We start from the raw sequence: 22431 nt of genomic DNA, 5'->3' as shown, positions 1-22431 counted from the left end.
CATAGACGCGATGGAAGGCACCTTCCCCTGCGGAAGCGCTTTTTGCCGGCATCCGAAATCGGGGTTGCCTTCCATGCCGCCAAATCATAAAAGCGACATTGGATCACTGCAATCCTGGAACCGCTCGCCTCAGCAGTTTCCTGCCAAAGGTCGGATGCAAAGGCGGCTCCGTTATCCTTCCAGGCTCAGGTGGTCGCGACGATTTTCGCAGGCGTGCTCCCGTGGCGGGGGAATCGCTTGCGTGAGGAAAACGGCCGGGTTTGCCCCGCGCCGGCTCTTCGTGAGCAAACAAGCTGGTCCGGCTGAGCCCGGGCTTTGGTTCAAAAGGTTCTGCTGGTGCCGATGGCTTCAAGCGCAATCATGGAAAGGTCCGCATCGAACCGCGCCATAGTGGCTGCGGGCGGCACCGCCATCGCGCTCAAGCGGCGGCTAGCGGACATTCAATTATCCGGCATGCACACAGATACAGGCGCACAGCGGCGGGCATTGCCACGCCGGCTGCGGCCGTCGGCTGCCGGCAGGAAACAAAATAATGCCCAACAAGATGCTGATAGACGCCTCCCACCCGGAGGAAACACGCGTTGTCGTCGTTCGCGGTAACCGCATCGAAGAATTCGACTTTGAATCCCAGGACAAGAAGCAGCTCAAAGGAAACATCTACCTCGCCCGCGTAACCCGGGTCGAACCTTCCCTCCAGGCAGCCTTTGTCGAGTATGGCGGCAACCGTCACGGTTTTCTCGCCTTCAGTGAAATTCATCCCGATTATTACCAGATCCCGGTCGCCGACCGTCAGGCTCTGCTGCGCGCCGAAGCGCAGGAAGCCGAGGACGAAGACGACGAGGAAGCCGAGAGCGGCGAAGAGCAGGCGCGCGATCGCGGCGGCCGCCGCAACAGGCGCCGCGGCGGCAAGAACCGCGAGCGCGGCGAGCACAAGCACGATGTTGAAATCGCGGCTTCCCCGGAGAACGGGGAAAGCCAGGCTGAAACCGTAGAGGCCCACGACACCGCTGCCGAGGTTGCCGGCGAGAATGTTGGCGGCGAGACCGCCGATGCCCAGGCTGAAAATGTCGAAACAGCCTTCGAGGCGGTCGAGGCCGCGTCGGAAACGTCTCAAGAAACTGCCGCCGAGACTGGCGGCGACGCCGTAGCGGCCGCCGATGACGAGGACGGCAAGCCGTCCGAAGGCGGCTCGACCTCGATTGCCGCGAGCGTCGACGCCGACGTGATCTCCGAAGCGGTCCGGCAGACGGATCAGCCCGAGCAGAGCGGCGAAGCCGCCGCCAGCGACAATGATCGCGGCATGCTGGAGGAGGTCTCTTCCTCGCATTCGGACGAGCACGAGGTCGAATCGGTCGGAGCCGAAGACGCGCTCGAGGAGATCCGCAACCGCCGCAAGCCGGTGCGTCGCCAGTACAAAATCCAGGAAGTCATCAAGCGCCGCCAGATTCTTTTGGTGCAGGTGGTCAAGGAAGAGCGCGGCAACAAGGGCGCGGCGCTCACCACGTATCTCTCGCTTGCCGGCCGCTATTCGGTGCTGATGCCGAACACGGCGCGCGGCGGCGGCATCTCGCGCAAGATCACCAACGCGCAGGACCGCAAGCGCCTGAAGGAGGTCGTGGCCGACCTCGAAGTGCCGCAAGGCATGGGCGTCATCCTGCGCACCGCCGGCGAAAGTCGCACTAAGGCCGAGATCAAGCGCGACTACGAATATCTGATGCGGCTTTGGGAGAATGTCCGCAACCTTACGCTGCAATCCACGGCCCCTGCCCTGGTCTATGAGGAAGGCAGCCTGATCAAGCGCTCGGTGCGCGACCTCTACAACAAGGATATCGACGAGATCCTGGTCTCCGGCGAGGACGGCTATCGCGAGGCCAAGGACTTCATGCGCATGCTGATGCCGAGCCACGCCAAGGTGGTTCAGCCCTACCGCGACACCACGCCGATCTTCGTGCGCAACGGCATCGAGGCGCAGCTCGACCGCATGCTTCAGCCGCAGGTGACGTTGAAGAGCGGCGGCTACATCATCATCAACCAGACCGAGGCGCTGGTTTCGATCGACGTCAACTCCGGCCGCTCCACCAAGGAGCATTCGATCGAGGAGACCGCGCTCCACACCAATCTGGAGGCCGCCGAGGAAGTCGCGCGCCAGCTCAGACTGCGCGACCTTGCCGGCCTCATCGTCATCGACTTCATCGACATGGAGGAGAACCGCAACAACCGCTCCGTCGAGAAGCGGCTGAAGGATCACCTCAAGAACGACCGCGCCCGTATCCAGGTCGGCCGCATCTCGCATTTCGGCCTGATGGAAATGTCGCGCCAGCGCATCCGCGCCAGCGTGCTGGAATCGACCATGAAGCCCTGCCCGCACTGCGGCGGCACCGGCCATGTGCGCTCCGATTCCTCCGTGGCGCTTATGGTGGTGCGGGCGATCGAGGAATTCCTGCTCAAGGATTCGCGCAGCCACATCATCGTGCGCACGCCGGCCGCGACCGCGCTCTACGTGCTCAACCACAAGCGCGCCAATCTGGTGGAGCTCGAAGCCCGCTTCGGCCTGACCATCACGATCGAGGCTGACGAGACGCTCGGCACCCAGCACTACGCGATCTTCCGCGGCGCCGTTGCCGAAAAGCCGGAAGGCTTCGTCGAGGTGCGCAGCCTGCCGGCCTATGTCGAGCCGGAAGAGCCCGAGGACGAGATCGTCGTCGAGGAAGAGGAAGAAGAGGTTTCGGCGAAGGCCGAACAGCCGCGCCACCCGCAGCAGCAGGGCCAGCACCAGCAGCACTCCGAGGACGGCGAAGGCCGCAGGCGCCGCAAACGCCGGCGGCGGCGCGGCGGCAGGGACCGCGATCGCGAGCACAATGGTGAAGCCATTGCCGCTCCGGCGCCGGAGGAAGCCGGCGATGCCGGCAATGCGGCAACGGACGAGGCAGCCCAGGAAGTGACCGCCGGCGGCGAAGCCGTGGCGGCGGCAAGCGATGAAGGCGCCGGCAAGAAGCGCCGGCGCGGCAAGCGCGGCGGCAAACGCAATCGCCGCGAGGACGAGGCTTCGGAGGCGGTTGCCGGCGAGACTGTCGGCGACACCGAGGACGAAGCGGCGGAGGGTGAGGAAACCGCCGGTGAACCGGTCGTGGCAGCCGCGCCCGAGCCTGCCGCTCCCGAGGCAGCCAATGACGACGCCGAGGTGGCTGAAAAACCGAAGAAGCCGCGCCGTTCGAGAGCCAAGAAGGCAGCCGAGGAAACCGTGGCCGAGACGGTATCGGAGCCTGTGGCCGAGGCCCAGGTCGCGCCCGCGGCTGTCGAGCCCGAGCCGGAGCCGGCGGCTGCTGCTCCCGCGACCACCGAGGCGGAGCCTGCCACCAATGCCCATCCGACGCGGCGCAAGCCACAGTCAGTCGACGCACCGGTTGTTCCCGTCGTGTCTTCGAACGTGTCTGACGAGGCCAAGGCCGAAGACAAGCCGAAGCGCGCCGGCTGGTGGCAGCGCAAGGGTTTTTTCTAAGCCCTTCAGCTCGTTAGACTGATCTTTTAAAAATAATCCCGCGCCTATCTGGCGCGGGATTTTTCGTTTCCGCGCAGGACGGAAAACCGCTGCATGGTTGCTTTACGGGGCGAAGATCGACCAGTTCATCATCCTGGCGAGCTTCTCCAGCGCGATGGAGCCGAGCTTGGAATTGCCGTTCTCGTTGAGGCCGGGCGACCACACTGCCAGCGAAGCTATCCCTGGCACGATGCCGAGAATGCCGCCGTCGACACCGCTTTTACCGGGTATGCCGACACGAAAGGCAAAATCGCCGGAACCGTCATAATGGCCGCAGGTCAGCATCAGCGCGCCGATGCGGCGTGCCCGCTCGACCGACACGACAGAATGGCCCGTCGCCGGGTTCCTGCCGCCATTGGCCAGAAAGCGGCCGGCCATGGCGAGCTGGCGGCAGCTCATGGCAATGGCACAATGGTGGAAATAGACACCCAGCGCCAGCTCCGGCTCGTGGTGCAGATTGCCAAAGGATTTCATGTAGTTGGCCAGGGCGAAGTTACGATAGCCGGTGGCTCGCTCGGATGCCGCCACTTCGCGGTCAATGATGATCGCCTCGTCATCGGCGAGAAACTGGATGAAGCGCAGGATTTCGCCGATCGCCTCGCGCGGCTGATGGCCGGCGAGCAGGACGTCGGAAACGACGATGGCGCCGGCATTGATGAACGGATTGCGCGGGATGCCGTTCTCGTGCTCGAGCTGGACGATCGAGTTGAACGGATTGCCGGACGGCTCGCGGCCGACGCGATGCCAGAGCGCATCGCCGACCTTGCCCAGCGCCAGAGTGAGCGTGAAGACTTTCGAGACGCTCTGGATCGAAAAAGGCTGGTCGGCGTCGCCGGCGAGAATGACGCGGCCGTCATTGGTCACGGCGGCGATACCGAATTTCGTCGGATCGACCTTGCCGAGCTGGGGGATGTAGGTCGCCACCTCGCCGCGATCGGCGCGCGCCGCCATTTCGGCCGCGACTTCGGCCAGTGCTTGGTCGAGCTCCGGCATGGCTTCTATTTCAGCCAGCGTTCGATGCGCGCCAGCGCCTCGACCATGTCGTCATGGCTGCCGGCATAGGAAAAGCGCATGGTGCGATGGCCCTGCACCGGGTCGAAATCGCGGCCGGGCGTCGCCGCGACATGCGCTTCGGCCAGCATCTTGCGGGCAAAGGCCATGCTGTCATTGGTGTGGCGGGTGACATCGCAGAACGCATAGAAGGCGCCGTCCATCGGTGCGGCGAGCGTAAAGCCGAGTTCGGGCAGACGCGTCATCAGAAGGTCGCGGTTCCAGGCGTAACGCGCCTTCACCTTTTCGAGCTCCTCCGTCGCCTTGAAGGCCTCGATGGCCGCGATCTGCGACAGTTCCGGCGGCGAGATGTAGAGGCTCTGGGCGACACGCTCGACCGGCCGCACCAGTTCTTCCGGCAACACCATCCAGCCGATGCGCCAGCCGGTCATGCAATAATATTTCGAGAAGGAATTGATCACGGTGACGCCGGCGCCATGCGCCAGTGCGGTCACATCGGGTCCCGCATAGGCCAGCCGGTGATAGATCTCGTCCGAGATCACGGCGATGCCGAGTTCTTCGGCCGTCTTGACCAGCGCAACGAGCTCGTCCGCCGGTATGACCGCGCCGGTTGGATTGGCGGGGCTGGCGAACAGCACGCCCTTAAGCGGCTTCTTGCGATGCGCGGCCTTCAGATGCTCGGCGTGAAGGTAGGCATCCGTGCCGAGCTCGATCTCGACGATCTCGATGCCAAGCGCGGCCATGATGTTGCGGTAGGCAGGATAGCCGGGCGCGGCGATGGCGACGCGGTCGCCCGGATCGAACATGGTGAGGAAAGCGAGGTTGAAGGCGGCCGACGAGCCGGTCGTGACGGCAATGCGCGACGGCGCGACGTCAATACCGTAATGCTCGCCGTAATGCGCCGCTATCGCCTTGCGCAGGTCGGCCAGGCCCAAGGCGTCGGTATAGCCGATGCGACCATGTCTGAGCGCCGCGGCCGCCGCCTCGCGGACACCGACCGGCGCCGGATCAGACGGCTGACCGACGGCCATCGACACGACAGGCACGCCAGTGGCCTTCAGCCGGTTGGCTTCGGCCAGGATGTCCATGGCGTGGAAGGGCTCGACTTCCCCCCGGCGCGAAAGCGAAACGACCATTTGACCTCTTCCAATTGCCGTTGTTCGGCGACTCGGGACGCAGACCTTCGCTGACTTGCTCCTGAACTGCCCTAGTTAAAGGGCAGCGCCGCACAAATGCCCGATTGATGTGGGGATCACAAGCGCGCAGGAAGTTGCCGGCGCCGACTTTTCATCTTTCGCCCGCTCGTCTACCAGTGGACCTATGTTGAGCCGACCCCGACCATCGATTGGCAACTCGACCTCCCTCAGCCGAACCGCGCGCGGTTTCGCGACGCTTATGCTTGCCGCCGCCGTTGCCGTGTCGAACTCGGTCAGCGCCTTCGCGCAAGGCGTGCCGGTGGTGCGCGACGCCGAGATCGAGGCGCTGGTGCGCGACTATGCCCGGCCGATCTTCAAGGCGGCGGGGCTCGCCAATGACGGCATCGACATCGTCCTGGTCAACGACCAGAGTTTCAACGCCTTCGTCACCGGACGGCGCCTATTCATCAACACCGGCGCGCTGGTGACTGCCGAAACACCAAACGAGATCATCGGCGTCATCGCGCACGAGGCCGGGCACATCGCCGGTGGGCATCAGCAGAAATTGCGCGACCAGCTTGACCGCGCCAAGACCATGGCCATCATCGCCACGCTGCTCGGCGCCGGCGCCATGGTGGCCGGCGCCACCACCAACAGCCGAGGCCTTGCCGGCGCCGGCATGGGCGTCGCCGCCGGCGGCGGCGAGATGGCGCAGCGCTCGATCCTCGCCTACCAGCGCACCGAAGAGATCACCGCGGACCGTTCGGCGATCACCTATCTCAACGCCACCGGCCAATCCGGCATGGGCATGCTGAAAACCTTCGGCCGCTTCCAGAGCGCGCTGTCGCTCGCCGGCACCCAGGTCGACCCCTACCGGATCAGCCACCCGATGCCGCAGGAGCGCATCGCCAACCTCGAAGCGCTCGTCAAGCAGAGCCCTTTCGTCAACACGATCGACCCGCCGGCGTTGCAGCAGCGGCACGACATGATGCGCATCAAGATCGCCGCCTATATGCAGGGCCAGGCAGCCGTCGCGCGGCTGATGCGCAAGAACCCGACCAGCCTCGCCGCCCGCTACGGCGACGCGCAGCAGACCTATCTCTACGGCAATCCGGGCGCGGCGCTGAACAAGACGGCGGCGCTGATCAAGGAGCAGCCGAAGAACCCCTATTTCCAGGAGTTGCGCGGCGACATCCTCATGAAGATCAACAAGCCGAAGGACGCGGCGGACGCCTATGCCAAGGCGGCCAGCCTCGACCCCGCGCGCTCCGGCCTGCTGTTGGTCTCGCTCGGCCAGGCGCTGATGGCGGTCGGTACACCCGATTCGCTCAAGAAGGCGGTCGTCCAGCTCAACAACGGCGTCGGGCGGGACAGAGAGAATTCCGATGCTTATCGCTTCCTGGCGCAGGCCTATGGCGAACTCGGCGACTTTCCGGCCGCGGATCTCGCCACCGCCGAGGGCCACTACTATTCGGGCGACTACAAGAACGCGAAGATCTTCGCCATGCGCGCTCAACAGAAATTGAAGCGCGGCGAACCCCGCTGGGTCCGCGCTCAGGATATTATAAACTACACGCCATCGAACAAACTCAAATGAACCTCCCGGGCGTTGGCCGCGACCAAGGCGCACCGGGAAAGGCAAAAGGATAGACAATCATGAACAAGGCAATCCTGCTCGGCAGTGCCGGCGGTCTGGCGGTGGCGCTCGGCATGCTGGCCTTCGGCTTCATGGCGGGAAATCCGCAGGCCGCGAAGGCCGACACCGGGCAAATCGTGCAGGTCACGTCCGCCACCGACACCAAGGCCTCCGCCGATACCAAGATCGATCGCAAGGAGGTCGAGGGCATCATCCGCGACTACCTCTTGAAGAACCCCGAGGTTCTGCTCGAGGTGCAGGACGCGCTCGAGGCCAAGCAGAAGGAAGAGCAGCGGCTCGCGGCACTCGGCGTCATCAAGAATTCCAAGGACGAGATCTTCAACTCCACTTTCGACGGCGTCGTCGGCAACCCGAAGGGCAAGGTCACGATCGTAGAGTTCTACGACTACAATTGCGGCTTCTGCAAACGCGCCATCGAGGACATGAAGGCGCTGACCAAGTCCGACCCGGACCTGCGCTTCGTGCTCAAGGAGTTCCCGATCCTAAGCCCGGATTCGCAGAAGGCCAGCGTCGTCTCCATGGCGTTCCACCTGATGCATCCGGAGAAATACGGCGAATTCCACACCGCGCTGCTCGGCGGCCAGGGCCGCGCCACCGAAGCAACCGCCATCAAGGTGGCGCTTTCGCTCGGCGCCGACGAGGCGGCGTTGCGCGAGAAGATGAAGGATCCGCGCATCGCCGAAACGCTGTCGCGCACCTATGACCTTGCGACGAAACTGTCGATCACCGGCACGCCGTCCTATGTCGTCGGCAACGAGGTGGTCTTCGGAGCACTCGGCCAGCAGGTTCTGGCGGAAAAGATCGAAGAGGCCAAGAGCGCGCTGTAAGCGCTTGCGGATGCGAAAGCCGGCCGCTGTGGACAGCGCAAGAACGCACTTGCGCTCTTTTCGCGGGCGGCTATGCCCATTATAGAGGCCAGTGCGCCGGCTCGGGGCCGGCGTAGAACAAGGTCGCCATATTGAAAACGATTTTCGTCCTCAACGGTCCCAATCTCAACGCGCTCGGCAAACGCGAGCCGGGGATCTATGGCGGCAAGACGCTTGCGGCGATCGCCGAGGACTGCAAGGCAGCCGGCGCCGCGCTCGGGCTCGAGATCGATTTTCGCCAGTCCAATCATGAGGGCGATCTGGTCGACTGGATCCAGGAAGCCGGCGACAAGGCCGCAGGTATCGTCATCAATCCCGGCGCCTACAGCCACACCTCGATCGCCATCCACGACGCCATCCGCTCCATTGCGCCGCTGCCCGTCGCGGAGGTCCATCTTTCCAACATCCACGCGCGGGAGCCCTTCCGCCACGTCTCCATGGTCGCGCCGGTCGCTGTCGGCATGATCTGCGGGTTCGGGCCGGTCGGCTACACGCTCGCGCTGCAGGCACTGGCGGCACGCCTGTGACCGGCCCCCAAACAGAAGGCTCGAAAATGTCGATAAAAAAGAACGGTGTTGACCAGCAGCTGATCCGCGACCTGGCGGGCATTCTGAACGACACCAATCTGACCGAGATCGAGGTCGAGCTCGGCGACCTCAAGGTGCGTGTCTCGCGCCAGTCGCAGGCCGTCCACGCGGTTGCGGCGCCGCTGCCGGCGCTCGCCGCGGCCCCGGCGGCCGCAGCCGCTCAGCCAGCCGCCGCAGCGCCTGCCGATCCGTCGAAGAACGCTGTGCCCTCGCCGATGGTCGGCACGGCCTATCTGGCGCCCTCGCCCGACGCCAAGCCGTTCGTCGAGATCGGCCAGAAGGTGAAGGAAGGCCAGACGCTGCTCATCATCGAAGCGATGAAGACGATGAACCAGATCCCCTCGCCGCGCGCCGGCACGGTGACGGCGATCCTCATCGAGGACGCCCAGCCGGTCGAATACGGAATGCCGCTGGTGGTTCTTGAGTAGAGCCGGGAACAACCAAGAGATGTTCCAGAAGATCCTCATCGCCAATCGCGGCGAAATCGCGCTCCGGGTGCTGCGCGCCTGCAAGGAGCTCGGCATCCAGACGGTGGTCGTCCATTCGACCGCGGATTCCGACGCCATGCATGTGCGGCTTGCCGACGAGAGCGTGTGCATCGGCCCGCCGCCCTCGCGCGAAAGCTATCTCAACATCCACCAGATCGTCGCCGCCTGCGAGATCACCGGAGCGGACGCGGTGCATCCGGGCTACGGTTTCCTGTCGGAGAACGCCAAGTTCGCCGACATCCTCGCCGCCCACAACATCACCTTCATCGGCCCGTCGGGCGATCATATCCGCATCATGGGCGACAAGATCGAGGCCAAGCGCACGGCAAAGCGTCTTGGCATTCCCGTCGTGCCCGGATCCGACGGCGCGATCAGCGAAGACAAGGAGGCCAAGCGCGTCGCCGCCGAGATCGGCTATCCGGTGATCATCAAGGCCTCCGCCGGCGGTGGCGGCCGCGGGATGAAGGTGGCGCATACCGAAGCGGACCTCGAAGTGGCGCTGCAGACGGCAAAGTCGGAAGCGGGCGCCGCCTTCGGCGACGACGCGGTCTATATCGAGAAATATCTGCAGAAGCCGCGCCACATCGAGGTGCAGGTGTTCGGCGATGGCGCTGGTCGCGGCGTGCATTTCGGCGAGCGCGACTGCTCGCTGCAGCGGCGCCACCAGAAGGTGTGGGAGGAAGCCAACTCGCCGGCGCTCAATGCGGAGGAACGCTCGCGCATCGGCGATATCTGCGCCAAGGCGATCGCCGATCTCGGCTATTCGGGCGCTGGCACGATCGAGTTCCTCTACGAGAATGGCGAGTTCTATTTCATCGAGATGAACACGCGCCTGCAGGTCGAGCATCCGGTGACCGAAGCGATCACCGGCATCGACCTCGTGCACGAGCAGATCCGCGTCGCCTCGGGCGGCGGACTGTCGGTCAGGCAGGAAGATATCAAGTTCAACGGCCATGCCATCGAGTGCCGCATCAATGCCGAGGACCCGCGCACCTTCACGCCCTCGCCCGGCACGATCACGCATTTCCATACGCCCGGCGGCCTCGGCATCCGCGTCGATTCCGGCGTCTATTCCGGCTACAAAATCCCGCCCTATTACGACAGCCTGATCGGCAAGCTGATCGTGCACGGACGCAACCGCGTCGAATGCATGATGCGGCTGCGCCGCGCGCTCGATGAATTCGTCGTCGATGGTATCAAGACGACGCTGCCGCTGTTTCGCGACCTTGTCGGCAATCCCGACATCGCCAATGGCGACTACGACATCCACTGGCTGGAAAAATATCTGGCCAAGGGTGAATAGCACGGGGATGCGATGACCCGCCCCTACGCGCCAGGCTATCGCATTCCGACCGACCTGCTGCTTCGGGCTTACGCTTCCGGCGTCTTCCCGATGGCCGAGAGCGCCAACGACCCGGAAGTGTTCTGGGTGCGGCCGGAAACGCGCGGCATCATTCCGCTGGACGGGTTCCACATACCGCGCAGCTTGAAGAAGACGATCCGCAAACATCCGTTCGAGATCCGCTACGACTTCGATTTCGAAGCGACGATCGACGGCTGCGCCGAAAGGCGCGAGGAGCGCCGCTCGACCTGGATCAACGCGCCGATCCGCGAAGCCTATGTCGAGCTCTATCGCCTGGGCCACTGCCATTCGGTCGAGGCTTGGCGCGAGGACCGGCTGGTCGGCGGCCTCTATGGCGTTTCGCTCGGACGCGTGTTCTTCGGCGAGAGCATGTTCGCCAGAGAGACCGATGCGTCGAAGACCTGTCTCTACTATCTCGTCGAGCGGCTGAAGGCGCGCGGCTTCGCGCTGCTCGACACGCAGTTCACGACCGACCATTTGAAGCGCTTCGGCGCTGTCGACGTGCCGCGCGGCCAGTATGAGAAAATGCTCGCCGAGGCGCTGAGAGGCGAGGCCGTCTTTTATCCTTGAGTTTGTTCTGCCGCCTCGATCGGCGTTTGCGAATGGAACATCATCTTCCAGCCGTCGGCGCGATGGACGTAGCCGGTGCTGGCGAGTGCCGCATAGGGCTCGCCATTTTCGCGCGTGGCGCGCGCTTCGTAAGTGAGCATGACGATATCGCTGCCCGGCTCGACCATGCCCTTCAGCTTGATGTCGAGGTCGCGCCATCTGTTAGGCTTGGCCGCGGTCTTTGCGAGATCGGCGTTGGTCATCGCCTGCGCCATCTGCGGGAACGCCACCAGGCACTCCACGTCGGCATTGGCTTCATAATAGGCGGAATCGCCCGACCAAAAGCCCTTCTCGATGTCGAGAAGCTCCTGCTTGTTGGCGGTAATCGGCTTCGTAGCGGTCATCGCGGAACCCTCCTCGCCTGTCGCAGATTTGCAACGGCTCAAAGGCGGCCAGGTTCCGAGATCAGTTGGTGTCGGTCGTGTCGTCCGGCTCCGGGGCCGCGTCAGCCGGCTCGGACCCGGCGTCGGCCGGTTGCGCCGCAGCCTTGGGCTTGGCGGCCTGGCTCTTGGGCTTGGCCGTGTCGGCCTTGGCCGCGGTCGGCGGCGGCACGTCCGACTTTTGCTTGCAGCCCTTGAGCCAGACGTCATAGACGGCGTGCTCGACGGCGTTGAGACCCGGGCTTTCGGCAAACATCCAGCCGGTGAAGATGCGGCGGATCTTACGATCGAGCGTGATCTCGTCGACCTCGACGAAGGAATCGGTCTTCGGCTGCTCCGTATCCGGCCGCGAATAGCAGACGCGAGGCGTCACCTGCAAAGCGCCGAACTGCACGGTCTCGTCGATATAGACATCGAAGGTGATGATGCGGCCGGTGATCTTGTCGATGCCGGCGAACTCGGCCACCGGATTGGTGATGCGGTCGGAGGCAGCAGGCGCAGGGGCCGGCGCCTGTGCGGCTGCGAAAGCTGCCGTCGAGGCAAGCAGAATGGACGTCGCCGCGATCAGCGCCTTTGAGGTGTGGCTTAGAATTCGGGAACGCAATTCCGGACGGAAAACCGCTGCGCACTTTTCCTGGAATTGCTTAGGAGAGCTCATGCAAATACCGGTGGTTGTGCCCGGGTGATTCTTCAACGCCCAAGGCTAGTCGAGGCTGCGCGATCAGCAAGCAGCTAAACGCCAATTGTGGCGACAAAGGACCGAAGCGGCGTCTGGGACGTGGATTACGATCCGGGCGTCCAGGCGTCGTAGTCGCCGGTCACCTGCGGGCGATGCTGGTTGGTCAGGATGGAACCCTGCGGACGATAGGCGCCGGGCGTTCCGGTCAGGTTCGGCCGATGCTCCTTCTGCCACTCGCGAGCCTTGTAGCTCTCGCTCGATGGAGGTGTATCGACGCGATGATGGATCCAGCCATGCCAGCCCGGCGGGATCTTCGAGGCTTCCGAATAGTCGCGATAGATGACCCAGCGGCGGGTGCGGCCTTCCGAATCGATGCCGCCTTCATAGTAGACGTTGCCGGCTTCGTCCTCGCCGACCCTCTTGCCGAAGCGCCAGGTGTGGAAGCGGGTGCCGAGCGTCTGGCTGTTCCACCAGGTGAAAAACTGCAGCAGGAAAGTTTTCATCCACATCCTCACGGCGGCAGCGGCTGCGCCTTTCCCCTGCTTATGGCGTCACGTCACCGCGAAGGCAAGGGTTTTGCCACACCCCGAATGGAAATGCTCCATGCGCTAAATCGATGCAGTTGCCCTGCCGGCGGCAACGCGGCTTGCCAAGCGTTGCCCGTCTTTCTAAAGCTCGGGCCGGCCCGTTTCGGGGGCGCCTTAGGGAGGTGACGATTGAGCCGGGATCCGTCCGCCGACAGCCGGATCAGCGCCGAAGACATTCGCCGCCGCAAGGGTGGCGTGCCGATCGTCTGCCTCACCGCCTACACCTATCCTGTCGCCCGCCTGCTCGATCCGCATGTCGACCTGCTCCTGGTCGGCGACAGCGTCGCCATGGTGCTGCATGGCCACGCGACCACGCTCGGCGCCTCGCTGGAGATGATGATCGCGCACGGCCAGGCCGTCATGCGCGGCTCGGCCAGGGCCTGCGTGGTGGTCGACATGCCGGCGGGCAGCTACGAGGCCTCGCCGGCGCAGGCCGCGGCGGCGGCGAAGCGCATTGTCGAGGAAACGGGATGCCAGGCCGTGAAGCTCGAAGGCGGTGTCGACACGGCTTCCCGGATCGCGGCGATCGTTGCCGAAGGAATACCGGTCATGGGCCATATCGGCCTGCAGCCGCAATCGGTGGAGAAGGACGGCGGCTACAGGATCAAGGGCCGGACGGAGGACAATATCGCTGCCCTGCTCAGCGATGCCGAGGCGGTAGAAGAAGCCGGCGCATTCTCGGTCGTCATCGAGGGCACGATGGAGGTCGTGGCCGCGAAGCTTACCCGTCACATTTCCATACCGACCATCGGCATCGGCGCCAGCGCCGACTGCGACGGCCAGATCTTGGTGATCGACGACATGGTCGGCATGACTGTCGACCGCGTGCCGAAATTCGTCAAGGAATACGCCGACTTGCGCGGCGTGATGGCGGATGCGGCGGCGCGCTACGCCGCCGAGGTGCGCAGCCGCGCTTTCCCCGGCCCCGAACACGTCTTCACGACGGCTTCCGGCAAGGACAAGACATGAACGCGCCAACCGTCGTCGACAGCGTCACCGCCCTTCGGGCGCATATCCGGGAGTGGCGGCAGGCCGGCCTCAAGGTCGCCATGGTGCCGACCATGGGCGCGCTGCATGACGGCCATATCTCGCTGGTCAGGATCGCGCTCGAACGGGCAGAGCGCTGCGTCGTCTCGATCTTCGTCAATCCGGCGCAGTTCGCGCCGACGGAAGATCTCGATAAATATCCGCGCCAGCTGGCGCACGATCTCGACCGGTTGCAGGACGCCGGCGCGCATCTCGCCTTCACGCCAGGCGTGAGCGAAATGTATCCTGCCGGCTTCGCCACCAAGATCTCTGTAGGTGGCCCCTCCCGCGGCCTGGAAACCGACTTCAGGCCGAGCTTCTTCGACGGCGTCGCGACCGTTGTGGCCAAGCTCTTCCTGCAGGCGGCGCCCGATTGCGCGGTGTTCGGCGAGAAGGACTACCAGCAGCTTTGCGTCGTCAGGCAGCTCTCCCGCGACCTCGACCTGCCGGTTGAGATCGTCGGCGCGCCGACCGTGCGTGACATTCATGGCCTCGCCATGTCATCGCGCAATGCCTATCTCGGCGCGACCGAGCTCGAAATCGCGCGCAAGCTCAACGTTATCCTGCGCCGCACGGCTGCGGCGCTTTCAGCCGGCACGGATGAGGCCGGCGGCACCGAAGATGCCGCAAAGGCGCTCGTCTCAGCCGGCTTCCAAAAGGTCGACTATGTCGCCGCCCGCGCGAGCGTCACGCTCGGACCCTGGCAGCGGGGCCGGGACGGCCGCCTGCTCGCCGCGGCTTGGCTCGGCACGACCCGGCTGATCGACAATGTGGAAATTCCCGTCGCCTGATCGGACAATCGTTCGATGAGGCTCGCCGCCTACTCTTCCGACGGCATATGCAGATACATCGACTGGATGCCGACGCGGCCCGGCCCGGTGAAGCGATTGACGACGAAATTCATGGCGGCGCCGAAGAAGCCGCTGGAAAGCCGGTCGATCCTCGTATCCATCTTCACCGAAGCGTCCTTGAACAGCCAGCCGCCCGGCTCGATGTCGATGGTCTCGCCGTGCGCCAGCACCTTCTCGAAGACATTGCCGTAGCCATGCAGCCAGACGATGCCGTCACCTGTCTCGCCGCGGAAGCGGTCGATGAAGAAGCCGCTCTGGCCAAACAGCATCGTTCCCAGCCCGCGCACGCGCTCGAAAGAGTAGTCGACGCTGGCGGTCGCGGCGAGGAACTGGTGCTCGCGCACCTGGATCTCCTCGCCGCGCCGAAGATGGATCGGCACGATATGGCCGGGGCCATCACGGCTGAAGGCGATGATTCCCGGCCCGGACGCCTCGGTGACGAATATCTGCATGCCGGCGATCATCCGCTTCAGCGCGCCCTTCAGCGATTTCAGGCCGATGGTGATGGTGGTGTTCTTCCAGAGCAGGATGTGGTGCTCGAAATAGACCGGCATGTTGGTCACATCGACCGACAGCACCGGCACCAGTTCGCCGGCGACGTGATAGGTCACGCCGCCAAAAGTCTCATCCGACACCTCGGTCGGCATCAGTTCCGGCAAGCTCGGCATGGCAATCCCCCATTTTGCCGGCGACGCCTCTGCCTAGTGGAGAGCGGGACACCGGCGATGCGCAGCCTTGACCACGCGGGTCGGCGCGATCAAATCAAAACCGCGCGATGAATGGGGGCTCGCCGCCGACCTAGCGGAGCCGCTTCTCCATGATGAGGGCGGGCAGTCCCGAATTGCCGCCGCAATCGGCGGTCCTGCCTGCCGGGCGGAACCCGTTCGCCTCGTAGAAGGCGATCGCCACGGCATTTGCTTCCTCGACTTCGAGGCGCAGCGTATCCATCTCCGGAAAACTGGCTTCGACTTCATCGAGCAGCAATTGGCCGATCCCCTGCCGCTGGCAGGTCGGATGCACATAGAGCTGGTTCAAAAGGACGATCTTCGGGTCGGTGGTGGCGGCGGCGAACGCCATGCCGCCGAGCCGCTTGCCGTCGTCAGCGACCAGGAATTCGGAATTCGGGCGCGTCAGCCGCGCCTTGAGCGAGGCGATCGAATGCCAGTCATCCGTGATTTCAGTTACCCGCTTGGCTCCATAGATGGCGTCGTAAGTGGCATGCCAAGTCTCGACCATTAACGCGCGGACGGCTGCGAGATCGCGTTCGCTCGCCGTGCGCACGAACATCGCTAGCCCTCGATGCCGAGCTTGGCCTTGACCAGGTCGTTGACCACCTGCGGGTTGGCCTTGCCGCCGGTCGCCTTCATCACCTGGCCGACGAACCAGCCAGCCATGGTCGGCTTGGCGCGCGCCTGCTCGGCCTTGTCCGGGTTGGCGGCGATGACCTCGTCGACCGCCTTCTCGATGGCGCCGGTGTCGGTGACCTGCTTCATGCCGCGGTTCTCGACGAGCTGGCGCGGATCGCCGCCCTCGTTCCAGACGATCTCGAACAGGTCCTTGGCGATCTTGCCGGAGATCGTACCTTCCTTGATCAGGTCGAGAACAGCGCCGAGCTGTTCGGGCGAAACCGGAGCATTTTCAATATCCTTGCCGGCTTTGTTGAGTTGACCCAGGAGGTCGTTGATCACCCAGTTGGCGGCGAGCTTGCCGTCGCGGCCTGCCGCCACCTTTTCGAAATAGTCGGCGATCGGCTTTTCCGAAACCAGCACCGAGGCGTCATAGGCCGAAAGGCCGAGCACATCGACCAGCCGCGCCTTCTTGTCGTCGGGCAGTTCCGGCAGGTCCTTGGCGAGCGCGTCGACATAGGCCTGGTCGAACTCCAGCGGCAGAAGGTCGGGATCCGGGAAATAGCGATAGTCATGCGCTTCTTCCTTGGAGCGCATCGAACGCGTCTCGCCCTTGGCCGGATCGAACAGTCGCGTCTCCTGATCGATCTTGCCGCCGTCTTCCAGAATGGCGATCTGCCGGCGCGCCTCGTATTCGATGGCCTGGCCGATGAAGCGGATGGAGTTCATGTTCTTAATCTCGCAGCGCGTGCCAAACTCGCCACCCGGACGGCGGACCGAGACGTTGACGTCGGCGCGCAGCGAGCCTTCGTCCATGTTGCCATCGCAAGTGCCGAGATAACGCATGATCGAGCGCAGCTTGGTGACATAGGCCTTGGCTTCGTCGGCCGAGCGGATATCGGGCTTGGAGACAATCTCCATCAGAGCCACGCCGGAGCGGTTGAGATCGACATAGGACATGGTCGGGTGCTGGTCGTGCATCGACTTGCCGGCATCCTGTTCCAGATGCAGGCGCTCGATGCCAACCTCGATATCCTCGAACTCGCCCTGGCGGTCGGGGCCGACGGAGACAATCACCTTGCCTTCGCCGACGATCGGCTGCTTGTACTGCGAGATCTGGTAGCCCTGCGGCAGGTCCGGATAGAAATAGTTCTTCCGGTCGAAGACCGACTTGTGATTGATCGCGGCCTTCAGACCAAGTCCGGTGCGGATCGCCTGCTTGACGCATTCCTCGTTGATGACCGGCAGCATGCCGGGCATCGCCGCGTCGACAAGGCTGACATTGGCATTGGGCGCCGCGCCGAAGGAGGTCGACGCGCCAGAGAAGAGCTTGGCCTCCGAGATCACTTGCGCATGCACTTCGAGCCCGATGACGATCTCCCAGTCGCCGGTGGCGCCGGGGATCAGACGTTTTGCGTCGGGGGTGCGGGTGTCGATGATGCTCATGGATGGCCTGCGTACTTAGAATTCGCGATATGCAGAACGCATATTTCGGTGCGCAACTTCGCTAGTGCAAACAGCCCCGCGAGACAAGCGCAAAGCCGGAACGCTGGCCTTTTCCGCCACCTTCGCCTATAGGACGCCCTCCAATGGAGAGTGGATGTCCACTTACGCTCAGTCCCGGTGAAGCCCTGACCTCCTAAGCGAGGCAGGGCAGAAAAACCTGAAACCCCGAGCCGCGATGTCTTGCGGCGGCGGCTTTTGTTGTTTTCCCGGGAATTCTCCAATGGACATATCGCGTAACGAGCAGCGCATCCTGCACTTGCTCGCGCAGGGCGGGCGCATCGAAATCGAAAAGAACGAGAGCAGGAAGATCGCCTCGGTCCAGTGCCTGACCCGCGATGGCTGGCGCTATCCGGGCTTCGACCTGGATCTCTTTCGGAAGCTGAGGCGCAAGAAAGCGGTTTCCTCGACGAATGGCGGTCCTTACCGCATTACCCGACGCGGGCTCCAACTCGTCCGCGCCGAGCTCGACAACCGATGGAACGTGCCACAGCCGCCGGCTGGAAACAGCCGGCGGTTTCCTCGCCATGCCTGCTAGGCCGTGGCGATGTAGGCCCTGATCTCCTCGGCCTCGCGCTCGACATCCTCGATGCGGCGCTTGACCACGTCGCCGATGGAGACAATGCCGTCGAGCAGGCCGTTTTTCTCCACCGGCAGATGGCGGAAGCGGCCTCTCGTCATGATCTCCATCACCTCGTTGACGGTGTGGTTTTCGTTGCAGATCTTGACCTTCGGAGTCATTGCCGAGCGCACGGGGATGTCGAGCGCGGCGGCGCCCTCCTTGGCCACGACCCTGACGATATCGCGCTCCGAGAGAATGCCGACGATCTTGCGGTCGCCATTGGTGATGACGAGCGCGCCGATCCTGTGCTCGGCCAGCATGCGAATGGCCTCGCTGAGTTTCTCATTAGGCCCGAGCGTGAACACGTCATGGCCCTTGCTTTCAAGAATTGCCTTAACCGTCATGGCGTCCTCCTCAGCCTTTGACGCCGGCTCCCCTCCCCAACCGGCTTCTGAGCCCCGGCGCCCTTAGGAAGACACTGGGTGCTTAGGCAACATCGTGCGCCGTCATTGGTTGCATTTCAAGTGCGCCTAAGGACTAGATCAGGATGGCGTCGCGTTGAATCGCCATCCTGACCTATCTCTTTGTTGGAGCATGATCTTCTCCGAAAACCGGTTCCCACTTTTCGGGATCATGCTCTAGGCGGCAAGGAGCGGGCGGTCGAAGAAACGCAGTCCGAAAAAGCCGGCAACGAAGCCGCCGATATGTGCTTCCCAGGCGATCTGGCCTTCTATTCCCGGCGCGAAGCCGAGCAGGCCCGTGGCGAGATTTATGACCATCCAGACTCCCAGAAAGGTCATGACGCCACGCGAACGCAATACCGCCGCGATCGGCAAGGGCTCGCCGGCGAAGGCCGCCCTGCCGGATGAACGGTCGACGCGAAAACCATAGCGCGCCGACGCACCCATCATGCCGGAGATCGCGCCCGACGCACCAACCAACGGCACTTCGCCAAGCGGATGCAGCGCCCAGAAGAGCGCCACCGAAGCGAGGCTCGTTACAGCGAAGAACAACGCAAAGCGCAGCGTGCCGAATCGATTGGCCAAAGGCGAACCAAAAGCGGCAAGCCAGATCATGTTGATCAACAGATGCGCCACGCCGCCATGCAGGAAGGCATAGGTGAACGGACTGGAAAAGGTATAAAAATCAAGGTCGTATCGGCCGGAATAGCGAATGGGGACGAAGGCCGCTCGGACGAGCAGGGCAAAATCCTGGTCGTCGGTCAGCAGATAGACACGCACCAGGTGGACAGCCACACAGATGCCGATCACCGCCAGGACTGCGGGCGGCAGGTTGAAGACGGGTTCGCGGCGCGGCGGCCCGGAAGCCTCTTCCGGCGGCGGTTCGTTTTCCGTGGGGCTTACGGGCTCGCTCATGCACCCTTGCAGGTCCGGGACTCGGGATTTTCGACGAGCATGTAGATCACGCCCTTTCGAATCACAAACGGCTATTCGCCACAGCGGCGCGCAGAAAAAGCGCGAATCAGAACAGGGACGAATCAAAAAGAAGGCCGTCCAGGAGTTCCCTGAACGGCCGGTCGAGCCCCCTGCTCCCCATAAACTCGTGACTGAAGTGCTGCCGATCGCTGCGAGAACGACCGTTTTGGAGTGGTTTTGGTGTGTCACAGGCCTCGGCGGCACGCAATGTAAACCACTTGTTAACCTTAACGACCCCGAGGCGTGAACAAACGTTAACGATACTGGCACGCATCCTGCTCCGCACCGCATGAAGGTCATCGGAGGGCGCCCTGTCTGTTCGCCGATGGGACATCAAAAGACAGGTTGTGCGGAGCAGGATGGACATGAACGAAAAAGGATCGATCGCGCTGTTCCAATATTGGAACCAGCTGCGCGATGGCCGCCTCGCCCCGAAGCGATCGGAGGTGGAACCGGCGGACATCAAGTCGCTTCTGGCCGACACCTTCATCCTCGAGCGCGATACGCGTGGCGAAGCGGTGTTCCGGCTGGCCGGGACAAGGCTCTGCGCCTATTACGGCCGGGAGCTCAAAGGCTTCTCCTTCCCTTCGCTCTGGCGCGAGAAGGACCAGCGGCTGATGTCGCGGCTGATGCAAGGCGTTTTCGATCAGAAGTCGGTCCTGCTCATGACCTATGAGGGATTCAGCCGGAACGGCCGCTCCAACAAATTCGAGCTCCTGTCGCTGCCGCTGGATGGGGGCGCCGAAAACCAGCGCTGCCTCGGCATCATCAGCACCGCCGACAAGCCGTTTTGGCTTGGCGCCGATCCGATCGCCGATGCGCTCATCGACACCATCCGGGTGATTGACCCCGACAAGGAGCCGATGTTCCTGAAGAACCGTCCGGCGATCGACGTCCCCTCGCTCGTTCCGGCCGAATTCGATCCTCCGGAGACCATTTCGGCGCTCGGCCGCGTGCGCCGCATCCGCCATCTCGTCGTCCTCGACGGCGGGCGTCACGAATGAGCCTGGCCGGGCGGGATTTGCGCTTCCCTCGAGGTTAATTTTTGCGCATCCCGGGGGCTGCTAGACCCAGGCTTTTGCGGCCGACTTTCCCGTTTGTTAACCTGCATTGCTGTAGCTTTTCGGGCGAAATTCCCCGCATCGTCGCGCGGAATGCCAACGGGATGCAGGCAGTCATGAGGTCAGCGGCGGTAGAATATGCGCCGTCACGAGCTGAGCGGCGCAATTTCCAGCGTGTCCGCGTCAAGATTTACGGACGTTTCATGCTGGAAGACCGCACCGAACATCCATGCCAGGTGATCGATATGTCGCCCGGCAACGTGGCGTTGCGCACGGACCGTATCGGCAAGCCGGGAGAGAAGGTCATCGCCTATATCGACCATATCGGCCGCGTCGAAGGCATCGTGACGCGCACGTCGCAGGACGGTTTTGCCATGACCGTGATCGCCTCGGAACGCAAGAAGGACAAGCTTGCCGCGCAACTTACCTGGCTTGCCAACAAGCATGAGCTCGACCTCCCCGAGGACCGCCGCCACGAGCGCGTGGCGCCGCGCAATCCGATGAGCGTTCTGCAGCTTACCGACGGGCGCCAGTATCAGTGTCGCATCATCGACCTGTCGCTCTCGGGCGCTGCGATCGAGATCGACGTCAAGCCGGCCCTCGGCGTCCAGGTCATGCTCGGCACGATGCGCGGCCAGGTGGTGCGCCATTTCGAGGACGGCGTCGCCATCGAGTTCGCGGTCATCCAGCGTCCGGAAACGCTCGACCAGGAATTCAACGCGCCGCGGTCCTGACCTAAGCTCACCAGCAGCGAAGCGAACCGGCTCTTGGCGGCCGGTTCTTTGTTGCCTTTTTGGGCTGCCGGACGCAGCTGTCGAGCGCCGTGAAGTCCTAACGAAGCCCGGAAAATCCGAATAATTCAAAATCGCGATAGTTCAAATTTTATGTTTATTCTATCGGCGTTTTACTCAATGTCTACTTCGCGTTTTTGCGTCAAATAAATCCCATGGTGGCACAGTCTTCTCAAACGGGGAGACTACCACAATGAAAATGACGAGGGGCAAGCTGTTGCTCTTGGCAATAGCGATGCAGCTTTCCGCGTGGGGCACGGCAAGCGCAGGACCGGCTTTCATGCACACGGGTGGCCGCACCACCCAGCCCGTCGGCCACTACGATTTCTGCCAGCGCATTCCGGCCGAATGCAACCAGCGGACGCCGAAAGTTCCGCCGGTCGAGCTGACGCGCAAGCTGTGGGCGACGATCGTCAACGTCAACAATTCGGTCAACACCCGCGTCAAGCCGCGCACCGATATGGAGATCTACGGTGTGGAGGAATACTGGGCCTATCCCGACAACGGCTACGGCGACTGCGAGGACTATGGACTGGAGAAGCGCCGCGAGCTGATGGCCGCCGGCGTCCCGGCCGGCGATCTGCTGATGACGGTGGTGCGCCAGCCGAATGGCGAGGGCCATGCGGTGCTGACGGTGCGCACCAGCCTCGGCGAATTCATCCTCGACAATCTCGAGCCGAAAGTGCTCGCCTGGAACGACACGGTCTACACTTACCTCAAGCGTCAATCGACCGAGAATTCGGGCGTTTGGGTGACGATCAACGATGGCCGCGAGGACGCGGTCGCCAGCGTCCGCTAAGGCGCTAAAAGCGATCGGGTACGCTGCGGTGACGCGGCGGCGTGCCCAGGGAGAAAGCCCGGTCGAGTCCCCACCCTCCCCGTCCCCAACGACCGGGTTTTAGGAGCCGGCCCCTGTCCCCGGGCCGGCTCCACCATTTCGGGTCGCCACCACAC

At 63.5% G+C, this 22431-nt stretch carries 22 protein-coding genes and 1 pseudogene; 13 read left to right on the top strand and 10 right to left on the bottom strand.

Translation table 11 applies throughout. From position 1 onward, the window contains the following. The first annotated feature begins 532 nt into the window (after nt 1-532). Entirely contained in the window at nt 533-3499 is a 2967-nt protein-coding gene (locus LB565_RS06100) for a ribonuclease E/G (RefSeq protein WP_224582245.1), read from the top strand. Between the two features lie 102 nt (nt 3500-3601). Here LB565_RS06100 and LB565_RS06095 read toward each other — a convergent pair whose 3' ends face one another. Next, on the bottom strand, nt 3602-4531 hold the full coding sequence (locus LB565_RS06095) for a glutaminase (RefSeq protein WP_224582244.1): 930 nt from the start codon (nt 4529-4531) through the stop codon (nt 3602-3604). A gap of 5 nt (nt 4532-4536) precedes the next feature. Then, nucleotides 4537-5685 carry a pyridoxal phosphate-dependent aminotransferase gene (locus LB565_RS06090; RefSeq protein WP_224582243.1) on the bottom strand — a complete coding sequence of 383 codons (1149 nt, stop codon included), beginning with the start codon at nt 5683-5685 and terminating at the stop codon, nt 4537-4539. A gap of 184 nt (nt 5686-5869) precedes the next feature. Here LB565_RS06090 and LB565_RS06085 point away from each other — a divergent pair, with 184 nt between their 5' ends. The 6 genes from LB565_RS06085 (at nt 5870) to aat (ending at nt 11216) form a co-directional block, all read left to right on the top strand. Beyond that, nucleotides 5870-7282 (top strand): M48 family metalloprotease, encoded by a 1413-nt coding sequence (locus tag LB565_RS06085; RefSeq protein WP_224582242.1) that lies wholly within the window; start codon nt 5870-5872, stop codon nt 7280-7282. 59 nt (nt 7283-7341) lie between these two features. Then, entirely contained in the window at nt 7342-8169 is an 828-nt protein-coding gene (locus LB565_RS06080; RefSeq protein ID WP_224582241.1) for a DsbA family protein, read from the top strand. Nucleotides 8170-8300: 131 nt separating this feature from the next. Next, complete coding sequence (gene aroQ, locus LB565_RS06075; protein ID WP_224582240.1) at nt 8301-8735, top strand: type II 3-dehydroquinate dehydratase; 435 nt, start codon at nt 8301-8303, stop codon at nt 8733-8735. A 26-nt stretch (nt 8736-8761) separates the two neighbouring features. Then, nucleotides 8762-9223 (top strand): acetyl-CoA carboxylase biotin carboxyl carrier protein, encoded by a 462-nt coding sequence (gene accB / locus LB565_RS06070; RefSeq protein ID WP_140755704.1) that lies wholly within the window; start codon nt 8762-8764, stop codon nt 9221-9223. Between the two features lie 19 nt (nt 9224-9242). Further along, the gene (gene accC, locus LB565_RS06065; RefSeq protein ID WP_140755702.1) at nt 9243-10586 is read left to right on the top strand and encodes an acetyl-CoA carboxylase biotin carboxylase subunit; all 1344 of its coding nucleotides are present in this window, start codon (nt 9243-9245) and stop codon (nt 10584-10586) included. A 12-nt stretch (nt 10587-10598) separates the two neighbouring features. Further along, the gene (gene aat, locus LB565_RS06060; protein WP_224582239.1) at nt 10599-11216 is read left to right on the top strand and encodes a leucyl/phenylalanyl-tRNA--protein transferase; all 618 of its coding nucleotides are present in this window, start codon (nt 10599-10601) and stop codon (nt 11214-11216) included. Here aat and LB565_RS06055 read toward each other — a convergent pair. The 3 genes from LB565_RS06055 to LB565_RS06045 form a co-directional block, all read right to left on the bottom strand. Further along, nucleotides 11207-11599 (bottom strand): hypothetical protein, encoded by a 393-nt coding sequence (locus LB565_RS06055; protein ID WP_224582238.1) that lies wholly within the window; start codon nt 11597-11599, stop codon nt 11207-11209. The two genes, aat and LB565_RS06055, sit on opposite strands and share 10 nt — an antisense overlap. Nucleotides 11600-11660: 61 nt before the next feature. Further along, nucleotides 11661-12239 carry a DUF2155 domain-containing protein gene (locus LB565_RS06050; RefSeq protein ID WP_411970610.1) on the bottom strand — a complete coding sequence of 193 codons (579 nt, stop codon included), beginning with the start codon at nt 12237-12239 and terminating at the stop codon, nt 11661-11663. Between the two features lie 179 nt (nt 12240-12418). After that, nucleotides 12419-12817 carry an NADH:ubiquinone oxidoreductase subunit NDUFA12 gene (locus tag LB565_RS06045; protein WP_140678429.1) on the bottom strand — a complete coding sequence of 133 codons (399 nt, stop codon included), beginning with the start codon at nt 12815-12817 and terminating at the stop codon, nt 12419-12421. Nucleotides 12818-13030: 213 nt separating this feature from the next. Between LB565_RS06045 and panB the strand changes: the two genes are divergently transcribed. Both panB and panC read left to right on the top strand, forming a co-directional pair. After that, the gene (panB, locus tag LB565_RS06040; protein ID WP_224582237.1) at nt 13031-13870 is read left to right on the top strand and encodes a 3-methyl-2-oxobutanoate hydroxymethyltransferase; all 840 of its coding nucleotides are present in this window, start codon (nt 13031-13033) and stop codon (nt 13868-13870) included. Then, a complete protein-coding gene (gene panC / locus LB565_RS06035) occupies nt 13867-14718 on the top strand; it encodes a pantoate--beta-alanine ligase (protein ID WP_224582236.1) in 852 nt (283 codons plus the stop codon). The genes panB and panC overlap by 4 nt, the downstream gene beginning before the upstream one ends. Nucleotides 14719-14747: 29 nt before the next feature. On the opposite strand, the gene LB565_RS06030 is transcribed toward panC, so the two are convergent. From LB565_RS06030 to gatB, 3 genes are all read right to left on the bottom strand, one after another. Next, nucleotides 14748-15446, bottom strand: coding sequence for an AIM24 family protein (locus tag LB565_RS06030; protein ID WP_224582235.1), 699 nt, complete (start codon nt 15444-15446; stop codon nt 14748-14750). 130 nt (nt 15447-15576) lie between these two features. After that, the gene (locus tag LB565_RS06025) at nt 15577-16065 is read right to left on the bottom strand and encodes a GNAT family N-acetyltransferase (protein ID WP_224582234.1); all 489 of its coding nucleotides are present in this window, start codon (nt 16063-16065) and stop codon (nt 15577-15579) included. A gap of 2 nt (nt 16066-16067) precedes the next feature. Then, on the bottom strand, nt 16068-17570 hold the full coding sequence (gene gatB, locus LB565_RS06020) for an Asp-tRNA(Asn)/Glu-tRNA(Gln) amidotransferase subunit GatB (RefSeq protein ID WP_224582233.1): 1503 nt from the start codon (nt 17568-17570) through the stop codon (nt 16068-16070). 280 nt (nt 17571-17850) lie between these two features. Between gatB and LB565_RS06015 the strand changes: the two are divergent. Further along, nucleotides 17851-18105, top strand: a pseudogene (locus LB565_RS06015) (YjhX family toxin); the annotation flags it as partial. A 56-nt stretch (nt 18106-18161) separates the two neighbouring features. Here the strand turns inward: LB565_RS06015 and LB565_RS06010 are convergent. Together LB565_RS06010 and LB565_RS06005 are read right to left on the bottom strand one after the other, a co-directional pair. After that, nucleotides 18162-18593 carry a CBS domain-containing protein gene (locus LB565_RS06010; protein ID WP_095767888.1) on the bottom strand — a complete coding sequence of 144 codons (432 nt, stop codon included), beginning with the start codon at nt 18591-18593 and terminating at the stop codon, nt 18162-18164. Nucleotides 18594-18827: 234 nt separating this feature from the next. After that, on the bottom strand, nt 18828-19565 hold the full coding sequence (locus LB565_RS06005; protein ID WP_224582283.1) for a rhomboid family intramembrane serine protease: 738 nt from the start codon (nt 19563-19565) through the stop codon (nt 18828-18830). 425 nt (nt 19566-19990) lie between these two features. Between LB565_RS06005 and LB565_RS06000 the strand changes: the two genes are divergently transcribed. The 3 genes from LB565_RS06000 to LB565_RS05990 all read left to right on the top strand — a co-directional run bounded on the left by LB565_RS06000 (nt 19991) and on the right by LB565_RS05990 (nt 22276). Next, nucleotides 19991-20629 carry a PAS domain-containing protein gene (locus LB565_RS06000; RefSeq protein ID WP_041008630.1) on the top strand — a complete coding sequence of 213 codons (639 nt, stop codon included), beginning with the start codon at nt 19991-19993 and terminating at the stop codon, nt 20627-20629. 173 nt (nt 20630-20802) lie between these two features. Continuing rightward, nucleotides 20803-21420: a PilZ domain-containing protein gene (locus LB565_RS05995; protein WP_224582232.1), complete on the top strand. Its 618-nt coding sequence runs from the start codon at nt 20803-20805 to the stop codon at nt 21418-21420. A 250-nt stretch (nt 21421-21670) separates the two neighbouring features. Next, complete coding sequence (locus LB565_RS05990) at nt 21671-22276, top strand: transglutaminase-like cysteine peptidase (protein ID WP_224582231.1); 606 nt, start codon at nt 21671-21673, stop codon at nt 22274-22276. Nucleotides 22277-22431: the final 155 nt, after the last annotated feature.

This window comes from Mesorhizobium sp. CA14, assembly GCF_020165195.1.
Taxonomy (GTDB): domain Bacteria; phylum Pseudomonadota; class Alphaproteobacteria; order Rhizobiales; family Rhizobiaceae; genus Mesorhizobium.
Note: the sequence above shows the minus strand (reverse complement) of the source record. Positions and strands in the feature narration are given on the sequence as shown.